Origin of the sequence: Embleya sp. NPDC008237, from assembly GCF_042956465.1 — a bacterium.
Classification (GTDB): Bacteria; Actinomycetota; Actinomycetes; order Streptomycetales; family Streptomycetaceae; genus Embleya.
The window spans coordinates 143,902-159,565 of the sequence record NZ_JBIBGL010000011.1 but is presented as its reverse complement, the minus strand read 5'-3'; the positions used below and the strand labels follow the sequence as shown (position 1 = coordinate 159,565).

Here is a 15,664-nt window from a genome sequence, read left to right as displayed (position 1 = left end):
TCGCTTCTCTCTCCATCGTCGTCGGCAGCGGCCGTGCCCGGTTGGGCAAGGCCGTACTCGGGGATTCGTATTCACATTGCGGTTGCCGGGTGGCGGAGCGTGACCGGGAGTCGGCCCCGTGTGTCAAACCGGTTCTGCTCGGCTTGTCACGGAGTCGTCCCGAGGCCGCCGTCCGACCGGACCGTCCCCCGGATCCGGCGATTCGCTCCGACGTCCGCGTCCCTCGCCCCTCGAACGGTAACGCGCGCATCGCGGTTCCCGCCTCCCGACCCCGTTGGTTCGCGGTCGAGCTGGAAGCCGCCGCCTCCATACAACACATTTTCTTGGCAACGGCAAGGAGCATCCTGTGGGGACAACACCTGCGACTGTACAGGCGTGCCGCCCCGGATCACGGTGCACCGGCCCAAGCCGCGCTCAGTCGGTGGGGTCGGGCCGCTCCCCGGCAGGCTCCCCGACCTCGGGGAACAGCAGGAATCCGTCGGCCACCAAACCGCGCAGTTCGCCGGGTACGGCATCGCGCAAGCGGGCCGGATCCTCGTCGAGCAGCTCGGCGATCGCGTCCACGATGACGCCGGCCGGAAGCCGGCCGTCGCTGGCTCCGGCCAGCGCCGCGCCGACGGTGTCCACCCGGTCCGCCCGGCACATGCCGCGCCGCTGACGCAGCACGACCGCCTCGGGGTCCTCGGCGCCCGGCGCGCCGGTCTGCTCCTGGACCACGTGGTCGGCGAGCCGGAAGGCGACGTCGAGCAGGCCGTCGTCGTCCGTCCGGGCCAGGGCGTCCTGTCGGCCGAACCAGGCGTGCACCTCCGCGCCGAGCGGTTGTTCGATCGCGTGCGGCCAGTCCTCGATGTGCACGTTCGGCGTGTCGGAGCCCGACGCACGCAGCGTGATCCAGCCGAATCCGATGCCCTCCACGCCGTCCCGCTCGAACGCCGCCAACCAGGCGTCGTAGCGTTCGGCGTACGCGGCGCCGTGGTGGTCACCCGAATCGCGCAACCACAGCTCGGCGTACTGCGCCGGGTCCTGCACGTCGCGCTGGACCACCCAGGCATCGCAGCCGGTGGGCGCCAGCCAGGCCGCCAGCCGGTCCTGCCAGTCCCGGCCGCGCAGGTGCTGCCAATTGGCCAGCAGCTGGCAGTAGCCGCCGTCGTTGAGGAACCGCGGCGCCTGCGCCACCAGCAGCCGACACACCTCGTCGCCGGGCAACCCCGCGTCGCGGTAGGTGTACCGCTCGCCCACCGGAGTGATCACGAACGGCGGGTTGGACACGATCAGGTCGAACCGCTCGCCCTCGACCGGCTCGAACAGGCTGCCCTCGGCCAGGCCGACGTTGCCCACCCCGGACAGCGCCATGGTCAGCCGGGTCAGGTCGAGCGCCCGCTTGTTGACATCGGTGGCCAGCACCGAGTCGGCGTGTCGCGACGCGTGCAGCGCCTGCACGCCGCACCCGGTGCCCAGGTCCAGCGCGCGGCCCACCCGCTCGCGCACGGTGATGCCGGCGAGCGTGGTGGACGCCCCGCCGATGCCCAGCACGTGATCCGCCCGGACCGGGCCGTTGACCCCGCCGATGCCCGCGCCGAGGTCGGACACGACCCACCAGTCGGTGTCCGCCTCGCCGTAGGGCCGGATGTCCACCAGCGGCCGCACGTGGTCGCCGTCCTGTTCCAGCAGCCCCCCGGCCAGCGCCTCGGCCAGCGGGAGGGCGCGCCGTACGTGCGCCTCGGGCGCGGGCGTCTGCAGCAGGAACAGCCTGATCAGCACCGCGAGCGGGCTCGCCGCGTCCGCCCGCAGGGCACGCAGCGCCGGCACGGTCTCACCGCGCGACAGCGCCGCGTATGCCTGGGGGCCGAGGGCGTCGAGGCAGCCGTCGACGGTGTAGCGGGCCGCGATCAGGGCCTCGCGAAGTCGGGCCACCTGGGAGGTGTCGTTCATCGTCACGCGCACCATCCTGCCTCGTGCGCGCCGGGGCGGCGGTCAGCCGGCCGGTGCCGTGCCGGTCGGCGGGGCCGAGGAGGACTCCGCGCCGGCGCTCGGCGGCGGGCTGCTCGGCGCGGTGGAACCGGTCGAGGACGCGCTCGGCGAGGTGGACTTGTCGGGCGCGGGACTCGAGGCACCGGCGCTCGGCGTCGTGCTCGTCGTGGGCGCCGAGGAGGTGACCGGGGTGGTCGGGATGGCGTCCGGCTTGCCCGCCGCGCACCCCGGCACCGCCGCGAGCGCCTTGCCGGCCTCACCGCGGTGCAGCCTGTCCAGGGCCGTGTGCGAGGACGCGCGCAGCCCGTCGATCTCCGGGTTCAGCGAGCGCAGCCCGTCGGCGAACTCGTTCTGCTTCTCGATGGTCAGGCCCTCGACCTTGGCCTGGATCCCGGCCCAGCCCTTGGCCGCGTTGCGCAGCTCCGCGACCACCGAGGTGCGCAGCGTGGCGCCGTCGGCGACCGCGGGTATGCCCGCCTTGTCGATCGCGTCGGCGAGCGCGTTGTCCGCGTCGGCGAGTCGGGAGATGTCGGCCGCCAGCCGGGTGCGCAGGGTCGCGGGCTGCTCGTTGGGGATCACCTTCCCCACATCCGCCAGCGCCACCCGGGACTCGTCGATCCGCGCCGTCACGTCCACCGCGCAGACCTTCGCGGCCCAGGCCCGCAGTTCGGCCTGCTTCTTCTTGTTCTCGTCGTTCTTGTCGTCGCCGCCGCCGCATGCGGTCAAGGCCGATGCCAGGACCAGCGCGGAGACCACCAGGAACTTCCTCGACACGCTTTCCACCTTTGCTCGGAGCCGGACGCAGACTCGCACAGCGCAAAGGTGTTCGGCCAAACGTGCACTCTGCCCGCGGCACGGGCGCGGTTCCGGTTTCTCCGGTTCCGCGCCCGTACGTACCTCGGGTCGGATCAGGCGGCCGCCTTCGTCGCCCGCTCCTCGTGGTCGCCCTCGTCCTCGCCGACGACCACCGACTTGCGCTTGCTGTACCAGACCGCGCCCACGATCACCACGATCGAGAAGGCCGCCGCCAGAGCGCGCAGCGCGCCGTTCTCGTCCGCGCCGATGCTCAGCTTGATCACCGCCGGCGCGATCAGCAGCGACACCAGGTTCATCACCTTGAGCAGCGGGTTGATCGCCGGTCCGGCGGTGTCCTTGAACGGGTCGCCGACCGTGTCGCCGATGATCGTGGCCTCGTGTGCGGCGGAGCCCTTGCCGCCGTAACTGCCGTCCTCGACCATCTTCTTGGCGTTGTCCCACGCGCCGCCGGAGTTGGCCAGGAACACCGCCATCAGCGTGCCGGTGCCGATCGCACCGGCGAGGAACGCCGCGAGCGGGCCGATGCCCAGGGTGAACCCGACCGCGATCGGGGCCATCACCGCGAGCAGTCCGGGGGTGGCCAGCTCACGCAGCGAGTCGCGGGTGCAGATGTCCACCACTCGGCCGTACTCGGGCAGTTCGGTGCCGTCCATGATCCCGGGTCGGGTCCGGAACTGGTTGCGCACCTCGAACACCACCGCGCCCGCGGCCCGGGAGACCGCGTTGATGGCCAGGCCGCTGAACAGGAACACCACGGCCGCGCCGAGGATCAACCCGACCAGATTGTTCGGCTGGGTGATGTCGGTGGAGAACGCGAACGAGGTGAGCTTGGAGGCGTCCGCGAGCCCGCCAGCCTCGTCCACGGCCGTGCGCACGGCGTCGCGATAGGACCCGTACAGCGCGGTCGCCGCCAGCACGGCGGTCGCGATGGCGATGCCCTTGGTGATCGCCTTGGTCGTGTTGCCCACCGCGTCGAGCTCGGTGAGCACCTGGGCGCCCTCGCCCTCGACGTCGCCGGACATCTCGGCGATGCCCTGCGCGTTGTCGGAGACCGGTCCGAAGGTGTCCATGGCCACGATCACCCCGACCGTGGTCAACAGACCGGTGCCCGCGAGTGCGACCGCGAACAGCGCGAGCATGATGATCCCGGCGCCGAGCAGGTACGCGCCCAGCACCGCCACCGAGATCAGCACCGCCGCGTACACCGCGGATTCCAGGCCGAGCGCGATGCCGGACAGGATCACCGTGGCCGGACCGGTCAGCGAGGTCTTGGTGACATCGCGCACCGGTCGCCGGCTGGTCTCGGTGAAGTAGCCGGTCAACTGTTGGATGACCGCCGCGAGCACGATGCCGATCAGCACCGCGACCAGCGCGAACACACGCGGGTCGGCGTCGTGCGCGAGGATCTCCTGGTCGCTCAGCCCGTCCAGATCCGAGAACTTGCTCGGCAGGTACAGGAACGCGGCGCCCGCGACCAGGACGAGCGAGATGATCGCCGAGACGAAGAAGCCCCGGTTGATCGCGGTCATGCCGCTGCGGTCGCCCGGCCGGGGCGCGACCGTGTAGATGCCCACGATCGCGGTCAGCACGCCGATCGCGGGCACGATCAGCGGGAAGACCAGGCCCGCGTCGCCGAAGGCGGCCTTGCCCAGGATCAGCGCGGCGACCAGGGTGACCGCGTACGACTCGAACAGGTCCGCGGCCATGCCCGCGCAGTCGCCCACGTTGTCGCCGACGTTGTCGGCGATCGTCGCGGCGTTGCGCGGGTCGTCCTCGGGGATGCCCTGTTCGACCTTGCCGACCAGGTCCGCGCCCACGTCGGCGGCCTTGGTGAAGATGCCGCCGCCCACGCGCATGAACATCGCGAGCAGCGCGGCGCCGAAGCCGAAGCCTTCGAGCACCTTGGGGGCGTTCTCGCGGTAGAGGATCACCACGAGCGCGGCCCCGAACAGGCCCAGACCGACCGTGAACATGCCCGCGACGCCGCCGGTGCGGAAGGCGATCCGCATCGCCGCGTCCCGACCGGCGTTCCCGGCCCGGGCGGCCGCCGCGACGCGCACGTTGCTGCGCACCGCGAGCCACATGCCCACGTACCCGGTGACGGCCGAGAAGACCGCGCCCACCAGGAAGAAGATCGAGCGGCCGATCCGCTCGTTCCAGTCGTCCGCCGGCAGCAGCATGAGCAGGAAGAAAACGCCCACGGCGAACACCGCGAGGGTGCGGAACTGACGGGCCAGGTAGGCCGCCGCGCCCTCTTGGATCGCACCGGCGATCCGGCGCATGGATTCGGTGCCCTCGTCGGCGGCGAGCACTTGACGCACGAGTCCGGCGGCGACGCCCAGGGCACCGAGGGCGATCACCGCGACGATCACGACGTAGGTGAGGTTGCCGCCGGAGACGGAGACGTCCGCGGCGACGGTGAGTTCGGAGGGGTGGATCCCGGACATTCGTCCTCCTTGGCTAGGAGCACTTTCAGATCGGGACTTCTCAATGCGAAAGGAGTGTATGCAAATGATCAAGATCAGACCATGGGAATCGCCATGATCAGATCAAATTACCGATGAAATCCGGGCGTGATTCCCAAAATCGGCGTGTCGATCCGGAATCAGGTTTTACGACCCGAAAAAGGGGATACACGAGAACGCCGAAATCGCCCCCGGGCATCCCGGAGGCGATGAGGGTCGTACGGGGTGGGGCTCGGTCAGCCCACGGTCTCGGCGGACTTCGCGCCGGAGGGCCACGACATGCGGATCACGCCGCCCTCGGCGCCGGTCCGCACGTCGAGGTCGTCGACCAGGCCGAGGATGACGGCCAGGCCCATCTCGTTCTCGATCAGGTCCAGGCCGGAGCCGTTCGCGGACAGGTCGGGCACCATTCCGGCGCCCTCCGCGAGGCCGGCCTCGGTCAGCGCCGGCTGTGGCACGCCGTCGTTGACCTCGATACTGAAGCGGCCGTTGCCGTCGTCCAGGGTGACCGTGACCGGGCGGTCGTCGTCCACCCGGTCCTGGTGCATCCCGACGGCGCGGGAACACGCCTCGCCGACAGCGAGACGCACCTCGTCGAGCACCGTCTCAGCAACCCCCGCGCGCCGCGCCACGGCGGCGGCGACGAGCCGCGCCGTGCGGACGTGTTCGGGCAGCGCGCTGAAGCGCAGCTCGACGATGGCCATGGTTCCCCCAGCCGTGCGAGCACCCGCCCGGGCCGGCGCGGGTGCGGTGTACGTCCGGTCAGGACGTACGTCGGTCAGTCGGACGAGGCGATGGCCACGGCCACCGACGGATGAATCGGGAAGACCTTGGTCAGGCCGGTGATGCGGAAGATCTTCAGGATGCGCTCCTGAGTGCACACCAACTGCAGCGACCCTTCGTGGGCACGCACCCGCTTCAGGCCACCCACCAGCACACCGAGCCCGGTCGAGTCCAGGAAGTCGACGGCTTCCATGTCGACGATCAGGTGGAACTGGCCTTCGTTGACGAGTTCCACCAGTTGCTCGCGCAGCTTGGGTGCGGTGTATACATCGATCTCGCCGCCCACCTCGACGATCGTACGACCGCCCTCGGTTCGGGTCGACAGGGACAAGTCCACGGATCCTCCAGCACCTTGCTCTTGAGCGGTCGCCCCCCATGGATCGGCAGCCGCCAAGGCATTCAACCACTTATGGGCACTAGGGGACGATGAATCCCGCGACATTGGATGTAACACTGGTGCCCGATGCAGCCCAGAACACGCCCCCCGGAAGGTCTTCTCGGCCGCCTTTTGGCGGGTCGGGATCGACCCGATCGAGTGACGCACGTCCGGCGCATACCCGCTCGCGAAGGCGTTACCGCAGCCTGGCCCGACTGGGTTCGGCCGGAAGTCGGCGACGCGTTTCGCGCTACGGGTATCGAAGTGCCGTGGGAGCATCAGGCCCGCGCCGCCTCTGTTGCGGCACAGGGCCGCTCGGTCGTGATCGCCACCGGCACCGCCTCGGGCAAGTCCCTCGCCTATCTGTTGCCGGTCCTCACGACCCTGGTCGAGGGCGCGGACGCGCCCAGTGGGCGCGGTGCGACCGCACTCTACCTCGCTCCGACGAAGGCGCTGGCCTCGGATCAGGCGCGCGCCGTCGAGGAGTTGCGGACCGCGAATCCCGCGCTCGGGTGTGTCCGGGTCGCCACCTACGACGGCGACACGCCCGTGGAGGTGCGGCAATGGGTGCGCTCCCACGCGTCCTACGTCCTGACGAATCCGGACATGTTGCACCGTGCGTTGCTGCCCGGACACCGCTCGTGGGCGGCGTTCCTGCGCTCGTTGCGCTACGTGGTGATCGACGAATGCCACACGTATCGCGGCGTTTTCGGCTCCCATGTGGCCCAATTGATCCGCCGGCTGCGCCGGGTGTGTCGCCGGTACGGATCCGACCCGGTGTTCATCCTGGCGTCGGCGACCGTGTCCGATCCGGCGGTCGCCGCCGAACGGCTGATCGGCGCGCCCGTGGTCGAGGTGACCGAGGACGGCTCGCCGCACGGCGAACTGGTGTTCGCCCTGTGGGAGCCGCCACTGACCGGCCACGAGGGTGAACACGGAGCACCCGTCCGGCGTACCGCGACCTCGGAGACCGCGGATCTGCTCGCCGACCTGGTGCTCGACGGCGTACGCACGGTCGCCTTCGTGCGCTCGCGACGCGGCGCCGAGGTGGTTCGGGTGATCGCGCGCGATCACCTGGCCCGGGTGGACGAGGCACTGGCCGATCGGGTGGCCACCTATCGTGCGGGCTATCTGCCCCAGGAGCGGCGGGCGATCGAGCGCGCGCTGCACGACGGCAGCCTGCTCGGGGTGGCCGCGACCACCGCGCTCGAACTGGGTGTGGACATCTCCGGCCTGGACGCGGTGCTGATCGCGGGCTATCCCGGCACCCGGGCCTCGCTGTGGCAGCAGGCCGGGCGCGCGGGTCGGGCCGGACAGGAGGCGCTGGCCGTCCTGATCGCCCGGGACGATCCGCTGGACACCTTCCTGGTGCACCACCCCGAAGCCCTGTTCGACCGCCCGGTCGAGGCGACCGTGCTGGACCCGGACAATCCGTACGTGCTGGCCCCGCACCTGTGCGCGGCCGCGGCCGAGTTCGCGCTCACCGAGGAGGACCTGGAGCTGTTCGGACCGGTGGCCGCGGAACTGCTGCCGGGCCTGGAACGGCGCGGGCTGCTGCGCCGGCGGTCCACCGGCTGGTACTGGACGAGCCGGGAGCGGGCCACCGACCTGACCGACATCCGCGGCGCGGGCGGGCCGGCGGTGCGGGTGGTCGAGCAGGACACCGGGCGCCTGCTCGGCACGGTCGACGCGCCCGCGGCGCACTCCGCGGTCCACCCCGGCGCGGTGCACCTGCATCAGGGCGACACCTTCCTGGTCCGCGAACTCGACCTCGGCGAGGGCGTGGCCCTGGTGCGCGCGGCGAATCCGGACTGGACCACCAGCGCGCGCGAGGTCACCGAGATCCGGATCCTGGAGACCGCACGCAGCCAGGAGTGGGGCGCGGCCCGGCTGCACTTCGGCTCGGTCGAGGTCACCGGCCGGGTGGTCTCCTTCCAGCGCAAGCGGATCATCACCGGCGAGGTACTGGGCGAGCACAAACTGGACCTGCCCGAGCGCAGCCTGCGCACCCGCGCGGTGTGGTGGACGGTCACACCCGACCAGGTGGCGGCGGCGGGCATCGAGCCGACCGACCTGCCGGGCGCCGCGCACGCGGCCGAACACGCCTCGATCGGCCTGCTGCCGCTGTTCGCCACGTGCGACCGCTGGGACATCGGCGGCGTGTCCACGTCGCTGCACCCCGACACCGGCCTGCCGACCGTATTCGTCTACGACGGCCACCCGGGCGGCGCGGGCTTCGCAGAACGCGCCTACATCACCGCCACTGCCTGGCTGAGCGCGACCCGCGAGGCGATCGCGTCCTGCGAATGCGAACACGGCTGCCCGAGCTGCGTGCAATCCCCCAAATGCGGCAACGGCAACCAGCCGTTGGACAAGCTCGGAGCGGTGGCGCTGCTGGACGCTTTGCTGGGGGTGGGTGGGCCCGGAGAGGCGGGCGGCGGGGGCGCCTGAGTCGCGCGGCCGGCGGGTGGGGTGGTTGTCGGGCCGGCGTGGGCGCCGGCGTGGGCCGGGGGGCCTGCGGGGGTGGGGGTGGTCACCTCGACCGTCGCGAAGTCGTTGGTGAGGCGGCAGCGGGTCAGCGTGGCGTGCTGGGCCTGGGCCACGCGGCGGGCCAGGGCGCACGCCTCCTCGGGGCCGGCGGCGGCTCTGCCTGCCGCCGCGAGTGCGGCCAGGTCGGCCGCGGCGGCTGCGCGGTGGCGGGCCGCGACCGCGCCGGCGAAGGCGAACACGAACGCCACCACGCACATCGGCACCAACGCGAGCGCGAGCACCCACAACGTTGCCGAGCCCTCCTGCGCCGAGGGGCGTGGGCTCACGGCGGCACCTCGTCCTCCATGGCGGCCACCGCCACATGTTCCACGTGGAACCGCACCCCGGCCCAGGCCGCGCCCGGAACGCCGACCTCGCCGGCGACCCGGAAGCGCACCAGGCCGTCCGCGCGGGACACCTCCGTCCGCGCTGCGACCGGCCCGGCGGCCCGCGCCCGTTCCTGGGCCACCGCCGCCGGCTCGCCCCGGGCCAGTGCCCGAGCGCCCGCCTGCGCCGCATCCACGCAGCGGATCTGCGCGGCGGCGGCACCGATTCCGGACACCGACACGGCGGTCAGCAGGACCAGGACCGGCAGTACGACCGCGGTTTCCGCGGTGACGAAGCCGTTCACCGCACGTGCCCGGCGAGCGGCGGCACGGGGCTCGGGACGAGGCTTGGTGCACGGCTCGGGACGAGGCTTGGTGCATGGCTCGGGACGAGGCTCAGAACGAGACATCGAGGGCCTTGGTGATCACGCCGGTGAGCGCCTGCGCGACGCCCGGACTGGTCACGATCTTGAACAGCACGGCCCCGAAGGCCACCGCGGCGACCGTGCCCACCGCGTACTCGGCCGTGGTCATTCCGGCGTCGTCGCGCAGCCGCAGCCACATCCGACGCGCGGTCGGAGCGGTAATCGGCAGAAGAAGGCGCAAGCGCATGTGAGTCTCCCTTTTTTCTGTGTACGTGGATGAGTCGGAAGGTCAGAAGGGCTGCAACAGGGTCGTCGTCAGCCCGATCACGATCGGAACCACACCGATCAGCAGGAAGGCCGGCAGGAAGCACAACCCGAGCGGAACGGTGGCGCGCACCCCCACCCGGCGCGCGGCCGCGGCAGCCGCCCGTCGATGCTCGGCCCGTTGTTCGTCGGCCATCCGGGCCACCAGGGCCGCCGCCGGCGCACCGCCCGTCGCGGCCCGGGCCAGCGCCCGGCCCAGCGGCGCGAGCACCGGATCGTCGGTCAGCCCGAGCCAGCACCGACCCGGATCGCCGCCCAACCGCAGCGAGGCCACGATCGGCCACAGCCGGGCCGCCAGCGGTCCCCCGACGGCGTGCGCGACCGCCTCGGCGGCCTCCACGGGCGAACTGCCGGCCAACAGACACGCCGCGAACAGGTCGGCGGCAGAGGGCAGATCGGCCCGCAGCCGCTCCCGGAGCACGCGCCCGGAACGGGGCTCCAACCGGCCCAGCCGCCGGTCGAGCGCGAGCGCCACCACGACCCCCACGCCGCCTCCGATCCACCCACCGAACAGCACGAACACGGCCGCCCCACCCAGTAGCGCCGCCACCCGCCGCCGCCACACCGGATCGTGCCCCCGCCCCGGCTCCCGCCGGCCGCGCCGGTTGCTGCCGCTCCCCCGCACGGCGCCCCCGGCGCCCGCCGCCGCCGCGACGACCGCCACCGACATCGCCACGCCACTCACGCCCACCACCCGCCCCCGATCCACCCCGAGATCAACCCCGCCCGAGACCCACCGCACCGAGCCGCACCCGACCTCCCGCGCCCGGCGCCCCACCGGTCCCTCCTCCGAGCCGGCCCCCGCCCCTGCCGATACGCGGAACGCGCCGCCCCTCACGCCGCCCCCGAGGCCGCGTGCGCGGCCAGGCGGTCCGTCCACTCCAGGCCGATGGCCACCAGGGTCAGGCCCACGCACAGGCAGGTGATCCCGGTCGGGGTGCGGAGCAGTACGTCCAGGGGTCGGGCGCCCAGGCCGCTGCCCAGGAACAGGCCGAAGACCGGCAGCGCGGCCAGTACGTGCGCGGTCGAGCGGGCTCCGGCGAGTTCGGCGAGCGATTCCTCGTGCGCGTCCTCCTCCGCTCGCAGCGTGGCCGCGATGCGTTCCAGCGCCGACGCGAACCCGGCGCCCCGACCGGTCGCGATCCGCCAGCACGCGGCGAGCCGCCGAAGTCCGGCCGCCCCGGGTCGGGCCGCCGCCCGGTCCAGCGCATCCGGCACGTCGCCGCCGACCCGGGCCGACCCGATCGCCTCGCCCAGCACCGCCAGGATCGGCCCCGACACCGCGCGCGCAGCCGCCGCCAACGCCTCCTCCGGCGACCGTCCCGCCCGCAACTCCCCGGCGAGCGCGGCACACAACCCGACGACTCCGGCCCGCACCGCGGCGGCCTCCCCAGCGGCCGCGGCCCGCGCCCACCGTCGACGCAGCGCCCACGCCCCCGGCAGCGCCACCAGCGCGGGCACCGGCGACGCCAGCAGCAGCGCCGCACCGCTTCCGGCCGCGAGCACCGCGAGCGGCACCCGATGCCGCCGCACCGCCGCCCCGAACGCCGATCGACCCATCCGCTCGACGTCGAACGCCCCCAGCACCCCCCGCAGCCGAGCCGGCCCACCCCGAGTCGTCGACAACCACACCAGCCCCGCGACCCCACTCGCCGCAACCAGCGCCGCCCCCGTCCCGGCCCTCACCCCCGCCACCACCCCGCCAGCAGCGTGGTCAGCCGCTGGTGACCCGGGCCGGGGCGAGAGGCGCCGCCGCGCTCGAAACGCATCGCGGACACCGGGTGCACCCGACCCGCCGCATCGCGTTCGAGCACATGGATCTCGGCCACCCGACGCAGGCCGTCCCGCTCGCGCACCACATGCACGACCAGATCGAGTGCGGCGGCCAGTTGGCTGTGCAGCGCGTCCCGGCCCAGGCCCGCCAGCGCGCCCAGGGCCTCTAGCCGCGCGGGTACGTCCGCCGCCGAGTTCGCATGCACCGTGCCGCAACCACCCTCGTGGCCGGTGTTGAGCGCGGCGAGCAACTCGACCACCTCGGCGCCGCGCACCTCGCCGACCACGAGTCGATCCGGCCGCATCCGCAGTGCCTGCCGGACCAGGTCCCGCAGCGTCACCTCGCCCGCGCCCTCGACGTTGGCCGGGCGCGACTCGAGCCGCACCACGTGTGGGTGACGTGGCGTCAGCTCGGCCGAATCCTCGGCCAGCAACAGCCGTTCGGCCGGATGGGCACACCCGAGCAGCGCCCCGAGCAGGGTGGTCTTGCCCGAGCCGGTGCCGCCGGAGACCAGAAAGGCGGCGCGGGCCGAGACGACCGCGCACAGCAGTTCCGCCGCGACCGGCGACAACGAACCGGCCCGGACCAGATCGGCCAGGCCCAGCGAGGTGCGCCGGGGCACCCGCAACGACAGACACGTGCCGCGCACCGCGACCGGACGCAGCACCGCGTGCAGTCGGATCCCGTCGGCGAGCGTCGCGTCCACATACGGCGAGGCGTCGTCCAGCCGCCGCCCGGCGCCGCTCGCCAGCCGCTGGGCCAACCGCCGCACCGCCGCGTCGTCGGCGAACGTCACCGCCGTGCGCTGCGGCCCCGCGCCGCGGTCGATCCACACCTCGTCGGGCGCGTTGACCAGCACGTCGGTGACCTCGGGATCACGCAACAGCACGTCCAGCGGCCCGGCCCCGGCGATCTCCGACCGCAAGGCCCGAACCAGCTCCGGCAACGCCGCCTCGCCGAGCACCCGCCCCTCGGCACGCAGCGCGGCGGCCACCGCGCCCGGCGTGGGCTCGTGTCCGCCCGCGGCCAACCGCGACCGCACCGCCTCGACCAGATCCGGGTCCGGCGGCGCCGGCACGGCCTGCGCGGCGGTGACCGCGCCGGCCGCCGGCACCGTCCGCAGTTGCGGCGCCGAGAAGACCCCCGTGCCCCCGTTCGCCGGCGTCGGCACCGGCCACGGCGGTGGCTGCGGCACCCCGGCCGGCCGCGCCTCCCGCCCACCCCGCGGCGGCGACCCGCCCGGGAGCGGCGTCGGCGGCGGGAACGGCGGCATCGGCGGCACCTCGCGCGCACTCACGCGGCCTCCCTGCGCACCATGCCGACCGGATTGCCCGCCAGGTATTCCCGACAGAACCGGGCCAACGGTCCACGCGAGCGCAGGCCCGGCGGATCGCCCCGCTCGACAGCGGCCGACAACCCCGCCTCCGGCCGCAACTCGCCCGCGAGCGGCAGGCCGAGACCGCGTGCGGCCGCCTCCGAGGTCAGCCCCGAGGAACTCGGCTGCCGCACCACCGCCCGCAGATCGCGCAACATCGGCCCGATCCGCGCCGACACCTGTGCCGCCGCGGCCAGCGCCCGCACCTCGGCCGGCACCACCAACAACCCGGTGTCGCACTGCCGCAGCGCCTCCGCGCCCGCCGAGTCGGCATGCCGCGGCACGTCGAGCACCGCGAGGTCGTGTCGTCTGCGCACCGCCCGCACCACCGAACGGATCGTGTCCGGCGGGATCCCCGGTGGTCGCTCGCGGTCCCACGAGAGCACGGTCAGCCCGTGCAGATGCACCAGCGCGTCGGACAGCGCGCCACCGTCGATCCGGCCCCGCGCGCTCGCCAGGTCCGGCCAGCGCAGGCCGCTCTCGTCCTCGCCGCCGAGCAGCACGTCCAGTCCCCCGCCCAGCGGATCCACGTCCACCAGCGCGGCGTTCAGTCCCCGACGCCCCGCGGTCACCGCGAGCGCGCAGGCCAACGTGCTGGCCCCGCTGCCGCCGCAACCGCCGAGCACCGCGATCGTGTGCGCGTCCGGTCCGGTGCCCTCCGCGACATCGCCCAGCCGGTCGACGATCCATGCCTCGGCGTCGGGCAGGAACACCACGTGGTCCGCCCCGACATCCAGGGCCCGTCGCCACACGTCCCCGTCGTCCAGGTCGGCGCCGATCAGCACCACGTCCTCCCGGCGGGGCAAACCGCACCGGGCCAGGCCCGGCGTCACGTCGTCGCCCACGATCACCAGCGGCGCCGCCGGCCACGCGGTCCGTGCCGCACCCGGGTCCGGCTGCACCTCCGGCTCGATCCCGGCGGCGGCGCACAGCCGCAGGAGTTCGTCGAGCAGGGCCGGATCGCCGGTCACCAGGAGCGGGCGAGCCGGCCGGGGTGGGGAAAGCGCTGCCACGGAACCTCCAGGGGGTCGGGGAGGTCCGTCCGAACCGGGCCTCCCGAGAACTGACCCCACCGTCGCCGCCGGCGCGCGCTCGGCCGAGCGGGTGGTTCGTGCCTGTGTACAAGACCGTGGTTGTGGATAGCGGATTCACTCGTGTGAGGGACGCCCGAGCGGTTGCGGACATGTTTCCGTGTCGGTGCGCGCGTAGAACACCGAAAATCGCCCGGGAATCCACCCGAAACAGCGGAGAACGACCGGTCCGAAAAAGCCGCCGACCCCAGGCTCGTGCGGCCGACCCGAAATCGCGGATTCAATCCGAGCCGGGCGGCCGGACGCCGCACCGACAACCACGCACGCCGGCGGTTGGTCGGACAAAGGCCGACCCACGCACGCGTACGGACACAAAAAAGCCCCCGGACAAGCGACGACCCCCGCCGGGGGGGAGAGCGGGGGTCGTCTCCACGGCCGACTCGGGGGGGGAGGAGTCGGACCGGGTTAGCACGGTCGCGAACGATCCGTGACTTCCAGGATGTACCCGAGGGGGTTCTCTAGCAAACCCACGACGTGGAGTTTACGCCGAATGGCTGCCCTTATCCTCGTGAACTGTGGAAACCCAGGCGCCGAAGCGGACAGCAGCCTTCTTCGACCTCGACAAGACCATCATCGCCAGGTCCAGTGCGCTGGCGTTCAGCAGATCCTTCTACCACGGCGGTCTGATCAATCGCCGCTCCGTCCTCAAGAGTGCCTACGCGCAGTTCGTGTTCCTCGTCGGCGGCGCGGATCACGACCAGATGGAGCGCATGCGCGAATATCTCTCCGCGCTGTGCCGCGGGTGGGACGTCCAGCAGGTGCGCGAGATCGTCGCGGAAACCCTGCACGACATGATCGACCCGATCATCTACGACGAGGCGGCGTCGTTGATCGAGGAACACCACGCCGCGGGACGCGACGTGGTCATCGTCAGCTCCTCCGGAGCCGAGGTGGTCGAACCGATCGGCGACATGCTGGGTGCGGACCGGGTGGTGGCCACCCGGATGGTCGTCGAGGACGGCCGCTACTCCGGCGAGATCGACTTCTACGCGTACGGGCCCAACAAGGCCGCGGCGGTCAAGGAGTTGGCCCGCACCGAGGGCTACGACCTCACCTCCTGCTACGCGTACAGCGACTCGATCACCGACCTGCCGATGCTCCTGGAGGTCGGTCACCCGTACGCGGTCAACCCCGATCGCGGCCTGCGCCGCGAGGCGACCGGGCGAGGCTGGCCCGTGCTGGTGTTCAGCCGGCCGGTCGCGCTGCGCCAGCGGGTGCCGTCCCTGTCGGTACCCTCGCGCCCCGTGCTCGCGGCGACCGCGATCGGCGCGGGCGCCACCGCGGCCGGCGTCGTCTGGTACCTCGCCAAGAAGCGCCGCTGACCCCGAGGCACCCCACCGGGAGCTGGATCGCGGACCGGGTCGGTCGGGCCGGGCGCGGGACCCGAGCGGGTCGACGGCACGGCGGATCGGGAGCAAATCCGACAAAGGCCAAAAGTAAAGATCTTGGGCCAGGGGTTCCCCTCCTCC

The 15,664-nt window shown here is 72.8% G+C and carries 13 protein-coding genes and 1 pseudogene; 2 read left to right on the top strand and 12 right to left on the bottom strand.

The features are described from left to right. Positions 1–414: 414 nt before the first annotated feature. The 5 genes from ACFZBU_RS27685 to ACFZBU_RS27665 form a co-directional block, all read right to left on the bottom strand. Positions 415–1,947, bottom strand: a complete 1,533-nt coding sequence (locus tag ACFZBU_RS27685; RefSeq protein ID WP_391586374.1) for a methyltransferase — start codon at positions 1,945–1,947, stop codon at positions 415–417. A 27-nt stretch (positions 1,948–1,974) separates the two neighbouring features. After that, positions 1,975–2,745, bottom strand: a complete 771-nt coding sequence (locus ACFZBU_RS27680) for a hypothetical protein (RefSeq protein WP_391586373.1) — start codon at positions 2,743–2,745, stop codon at positions 1,975–1,977. A gap of 134 nt (positions 2,746–2,879) precedes the next feature. After that, complete coding sequence (locus tag ACFZBU_RS27675; protein WP_391586372.1) at positions 2,880–5,234, bottom strand: sodium-translocating pyrophosphatase; 2,355 nt, start codon at positions 5,232–5,234, stop codon at positions 2,880–2,882. A 254-nt stretch (positions 5,235–5,488) separates the two neighbouring features. Beyond that, positions 5,489–5,956 carry an ATP-binding protein gene (locus tag ACFZBU_RS27670; RefSeq protein WP_391586371.1) on the bottom strand — a complete coding sequence of 156 codons (468 nt, stop codon included), beginning with the start codon at positions 5,954–5,956 and terminating at the stop codon, positions 5,489–5,491. A 74-nt stretch (positions 5,957–6,030) separates the two neighbouring features. Next, positions 6,031–6,372 carry an STAS domain-containing protein gene (locus ACFZBU_RS27665; protein ID WP_020549531.1) on the bottom strand — a complete coding sequence of 114 codons (342 nt, stop codon included), beginning with the start codon at positions 6,370–6,372 and terminating at the stop codon, positions 6,031–6,033. 126 nt (positions 6,373–6,498) lie between these two features. Between ACFZBU_RS27665 and ACFZBU_RS27660 the strand changes: the two genes are divergently transcribed. After that, a complete protein-coding gene (locus tag ACFZBU_RS27660; protein WP_391586370.1) occupies positions 6,499–8,862 on the top strand; it encodes a DEAD/DEAH box helicase in 2,364 nt (787 codons plus the stop codon). A gap of 89 nt (positions 8,863–8,951) precedes the next feature. Here the strand turns inward: ACFZBU_RS27660 and ACFZBU_RS27655 are convergent. The 7 genes and pseudogenes from ACFZBU_RS27655 to ssd form a co-directional block, all read right to left on the bottom strand. Further along, a pseudogene (locus ACFZBU_RS27655) lies at positions 8,952–9,158 on the bottom strand (Rv3654c family TadE-like protein); the annotation flags it as partial. A 65-nt stretch (positions 9,159–9,223) separates the two neighbouring features. Continuing rightward, positions 9,224–9,571 carry a TadE family type IV pilus minor pilin gene (locus tag ACFZBU_RS27650; RefSeq protein WP_391586369.1) on the bottom strand — a complete coding sequence of 116 codons (348 nt, stop codon included), beginning with the start codon at positions 9,569–9,571 and terminating at the stop codon, positions 9,224–9,226. A 91-nt stretch (positions 9,572–9,662) separates the two neighbouring features. Then, the gene (locus tag ACFZBU_RS27645; RefSeq protein WP_391586368.1) at positions 9,663–9,878 is read right to left on the bottom strand and encodes a DUF4244 domain-containing protein; all 216 of its coding nucleotides are present in this window, start codon (positions 9,876–9,878) and stop codon (positions 9,663–9,665) included. 42 nt (positions 9,879–9,920) lie between these two features. Next, entirely contained in the window at positions 9,921–10,640 is a 720-nt protein-coding gene (locus tag ACFZBU_RS27640; protein ID WP_391586367.1) for a type II secretion system F family protein, read from the bottom strand. 149 nt (positions 10,641–10,789) lie between these two features. Continuing rightward, positions 10,790–11,641: a type II secretion system F family protein gene (locus ACFZBU_RS27635; protein ID WP_391586366.1), complete on the bottom strand. Its 852-nt coding sequence runs from the start codon at positions 11,639–11,641 to the stop codon at positions 10,790–10,792. Further along, positions 11,638–13,026, bottom strand: a complete 1,389-nt coding sequence (locus tag ACFZBU_RS27630; protein ID WP_391586365.1) for a TadA family conjugal transfer-associated ATPase — start codon at positions 13,024–13,026, stop codon at positions 11,638–11,640. The genes ACFZBU_RS27635 and ACFZBU_RS27630 overlap by 4 nt, the downstream gene beginning before the upstream one ends. After that, on the bottom strand, positions 13,023–14,117 hold the full coding sequence (ssd, locus tag ACFZBU_RS27625) for a septum site-determining protein Ssd (protein WP_391586364.1): 1,095 nt from the start codon (positions 14,115–14,117) through the stop codon (positions 13,023–13,025). Before ssd ends, ACFZBU_RS27630 begins: the two co-directional genes overlap by 4 nt. Before the next feature lie 593 nt (positions 14,118–14,710). Between ssd and ACFZBU_RS27620 the strand changes: the two genes are divergently transcribed. Further along, positions 14,711–15,517 (top strand): HAD family hydrolase, encoded by an 807-nt coding sequence (locus ACFZBU_RS27620; protein WP_391586363.1) that lies wholly within the window; start codon positions 14,711–14,713, stop codon positions 15,515–15,517. The last annotated feature ends 147 nt before the right edge of the window (positions 15,518–15,664 follow it).

Coding starts and splice junctions, on each gene's coding strand:
- ACFZBU_RS27670 (WP_391586371.1), bottom strand. CDS start 5,956: ATGGCCATCGTCGAGCTGCGCTTCAGCGCGCTGCCCGAACACGTCCGC.
- ACFZBU_RS27660 (WP_391586370.1), top strand. CDS start 6,499: ATGCAGCCCAGAACACGCCCCCCGGAAGGTCTTCTCGGCCGCCTTTTG.
- ACFZBU_RS27675 (WP_391586372.1), bottom strand. CDS start 5,234: ATGTCCGGGATCCACCCCTCCGAACTCACCGTCGCCGCGGACGTCTCC.
- ACFZBU_RS27645 (WP_391586368.1), bottom strand. CDS start 9,878: ATGCGCTTGCGCCTTCTTCTGCCGATTACCGCTCCGACCGCGCGTCGG.
- ACFZBU_RS27685 (WP_391586374.1), bottom strand. CDS start 1,947: ATGGTGCGCGTGACGATGAACGACACCTCCCAGGTGGCCCGACTTCGC.